Origin of the sequence: Neisseria sp. HMSC03D10 (assembly GCF_001807625.1) — a bacterium.
GTDB lineage: Bacteria > Pseudomonadota > Gammaproteobacteria > Burkholderiales > Neisseriaceae > Neisseria > Neisseria mucosa.
This window is the reverse complement of record NZ_KV789557.1, coordinates 12,518-14,595: the sequence shown is the minus strand read 5'-3', so window position 1 is coordinate 14,595 and position 2,078 is coordinate 12,518. Positions and strand designations below refer to the sequence as shown.

Below are 2,078 nucleotides of genomic sequence, written 5' to 3'. Positions count from 1 at the left end.
CTTGTCCTGATTTAAAGTTAATCCACTATAAAGATACACGGTGCAGAGGCTGCCCTAATCATGATAAAATCCGCACAATTTTTACGGCACGCAACACACCGCAATGAATAAATTTGCCCAAGCCCTCTCAGCCGCACTCGACCGCTGCATCGTGACCAATACGGTAGCCAAACAAGGCGAACCCGTCGGCTTCCTCTACCGCGAAGCCCCCGTTTTCGAAAACGACAGCGGCTGGCGCTTCTTCAGCGGCGACGAGACCGACGAATACACCGACGATCCCGACAATTTCAGCGTCGTCAGCCTTTCCGAAATCACCCAGTCCAATCCCGCCATCGCCGCGCTGATAACCCAACCCGAAGGCAGCGCATGGGAAATCGGCGAAGACGGCGAGTTTCAAGCCGTTGCCGACTGGCAGCCGCAGGAATAAATCCCCAATATCGTTTTCAGAAAAGCCACACGTCGTCTGAAAACCCGTTTACCGCTCAAAATACAAGGAAACACCATGAACATCATCGCCCCGAACCTCGACGGCGCACACCTGCGCATCGGCATCGTACAAGCCCGCTTTACCAACGAAATCGGCAGCGAAATGCTCAAAGTCTGCTGCCGCACCCTGCAAGAATTGGGCGTAGCCGACGACAACATCACCATCGCCACCGTACCCGGCGCGCTCGAAGTACCGCTCGTCCTGCAAAACATGGCGGCTTCCGAGCAATACGACGCGCTGATTGCCATCGGCGTCGTCATCCGCGGCGAAACCTACCACTTCGAACTCGTTTCCAACGAATCCGGTTCAGGCGTAACCCGTGTCGGACTCGACTACAACATCCCCATCGCCAACGCCATCCTGACCACCGAAAACGACGAACAAGCCATCGCGCGCATTGAAGAAAAAGCCGCCGACGCCGCCAAAGTCGCCGTCGAGTGCGCCAACCTCGTCAACTATCTGATCGAAGAGCAGTTTGACGACGAAGAAGAATAAGCCCGAACGCGAAACCCGTAGCTTTACCGCATTCCGGTTTCGCACCATCTGCCGGACAAACCGTTTTCAGACGACCCGTCATCCGACAGAGGTCGTCTGAAACATTCATTACCGCACCTACCGTGCCGCCAACGAAGGAATCCCCATGAAAACCCCACGCCGCCGCGCCCGCGAGTTAGCCGTACAAGCCCTCTACCAAGCCGGCATCAACAACACCGCCGCCCCCGAAATCGCCAAAAACATCCAAGACCAGCCCGACTTCGCCAAAGCGGACGAAGAGCTGTTCAACAAACTCTTCTTCGGCACGCACACCCACGCCGCTGAATACATCCAACAAATCCGCCCCCTGCTCGACCGCGACGAAAAAGACCTCAGCCCCATCGAACGCGCCGTCCTGCTGATGGCATGCCACGAATTGAGCGCGATGCCCGAAACCCCCTACCCCGTCATCATCAACGAAGCCATCGAAGTGACCAAAACCTTCGGCGGCACCGACGGACACAAATTCGTCAACGGCATCCTCGACAAACTCGCCGCCCAACTGCGCCCGAACGACCCTAAACGCGGAAACGTATAATCTAATATGAAAATCACCTTCCAACTTCTAACCGCCGCCGCTCTGATGTTGTCGACACAGGCATTTGCCAAAACCCCGCCTCCCGGCGTTTACATGACCATGGATTCGCAGCTTGTCGGTATCCTGGCAAATGGCAGCTATTGCATGGCTGTGCAAAACGAGGTCAAAAACGGCCGCTGGCAAAAAACACCAAACAGCCTAAAACTGGATGACAACAAAACAATCATCTCCGATGACGGCAGCGGCGGCTACGCCCTCAACGGCGAACCGGTCATGCTCATGAGCGGCGGCAATACTGCCGGCATGTGTGCCACCCTCAAGGAACACGTGGACAGAAAACGGCATGCCCAACCGTAAACCGGTAAGCAACTCCTTCACCGCTTTCGCTCTTCCATACAAAAGGTCGTCTGAAAACCCAAAATCGGTTTTCAGACGACCTTTCTCTTTGTCAGGATATTGTGTAAAGAATTTGTCAAAAAATAAGCGGTAATATAGTGGATTAAATTTAAATCAGGACAA

The 2,078-nt window shown here is 54.6% G+C and carries 4 protein-coding genes; all 4 read left to right on the top strand.

From position 1 onward, the window contains the following. Positions 1 to 103 precede the first annotated feature (103 nt). The 4 genes from HMPREF3066_RS07685 to HMPREF3066_RS07670 all read left to right on the top strand — a co-directional run bounded on the left by HMPREF3066_RS07685 (position 104) and on the right by HMPREF3066_RS07670 (position 1,916). The gene (locus HMPREF3066_RS07685; RefSeq protein ID WP_003765484.1) at positions 104 to 427 is read left to right on the top strand and encodes a DUF2185 domain-containing protein; all 324 of its coding nucleotides are present in this window, start codon (positions 104 to 106) and stop codon (positions 425 to 427) included. Positions 428 to 502: 75 nt separating this feature from the next. After that, complete coding sequence (ribH, locus tag HMPREF3066_RS07680; protein WP_070441807.1) at positions 503 to 982, top strand: 6,7-dimethyl-8-ribityllumazine synthase; 480 nt, start codon at positions 503 to 505, stop codon at positions 980 to 982. Between the two features lie 145 nt (positions 983 to 1,127). Continuing rightward, the gene (gene nusB, locus HMPREF3066_RS07675) at positions 1,128 to 1,559 is read left to right on the top strand and encodes a transcription antitermination factor NusB (RefSeq protein ID WP_003744263.1); all 432 of its coding nucleotides are present in this window, start codon (positions 1,128 to 1,130) and stop codon (positions 1,557 to 1,559) included. Positions 1,560 to 1,565: 6 nt separating this feature from the next. Beyond that, the gene (locus HMPREF3066_RS07670; RefSeq protein ID WP_070441804.1) at positions 1,566 to 1,916 is read left to right on the top strand and encodes a hypothetical protein; all 351 of its coding nucleotides are present in this window, start codon (positions 1,566 to 1,568) and stop codon (positions 1,914 to 1,916) included. Positions 1,917 to 2,078: the final 162 nt, after the last annotated feature.

Coding starts and splice junctions, on each gene's coding strand:
- ribH (WP_070441807.1), top strand. CDS start 503: ATGAACATCATCGCCCCGAACCTCGACGGCGCACACCTGCGCATCGGC.
- HMPREF3066_RS07685 (WP_003765484.1), top strand. CDS start 104: ATGAATAAATTTGCCCAAGCCCTCTCAGCCGCACTCGACCGCTGCATC.
- nusB (WP_003744263.1), top strand. CDS start 1,128: ATGAAAACCCCACGCCGCCGCGCCCGCGAGTTAGCCGTACAAGCCCTC.
- HMPREF3066_RS07670 (WP_070441804.1), top strand. CDS start 1,566: ATGAAAATCACCTTCCAACTTCTAACCGCCGCCGCTCTGATGTTGTCG.